The organism is Marinifilum breve, from assembly GCF_003202155.1.
Taxonomy (GTDB): Bacteria; Bacteroidota; Bacteroidia; order Bacteroidales; family Marinifilaceae; genus Marinifilum; species Marinifilum breve.
The window spans coordinates 1-451 of the sequence record NZ_QFLI01000141.1 but is presented as its reverse complement, the minus strand read 5'-3'; the positions used below and the strand labels follow the sequence as shown (position 1 = coordinate 451).

Sequence of the window (451 nt, the reverse complement as noted above, 5' to 3'; positions counted from 1 at the left end):
TGTCCTTTACACTTTTTTATCGTCTAGACAGTTCACAAGTGGAATGATCAGACCCAACTTGCCTTTGTGTTTGGTCCTAGTTTCGTATGGCCTATCCGGGTGCATGTGGATTCCAGGTGGCAATCGACGTCTGTTGGCACGAAATGCTTTCAGAGTTGCAGCCGCCATATGGAAAGATGGGAAGGTTATCTTCATTAAACGGGGTCTAGAATCACCATCCTTCTTGGCTAGTCTCGTCACATGCTGAGTCAGTATGTGTTTGAGCCTCAAGGACTGTTTGATGAATTTCCATTCCCTGATGTCAGAGTTTGATTGAGTAGGGTCCGTATTTTCCTGTATACCTTGCACAATTATGTTTCTTCCGCGGAAAAACTTCTCACGTGATTCTTTAGGGGTGTTCCGTATGATATCGCGCTCAGAGTACGGTATGTCGAGCAGTATTCTTACGTTC

General features: G+C 45.0%; 1 protein-coding gene. It reads right to left on the bottom strand.

Annotated elements, in window-relative coordinates; all coding sequences use genetic code 11:
• Positions 1–6: 6 nt before the first annotated feature.
• Positions 7–451: hypothetical protein (locus DF185_RS24895; RefSeq protein ID WP_207784756.1), on the bottom strand; the 445-nt coding region annotated here is incomplete at its 5' end.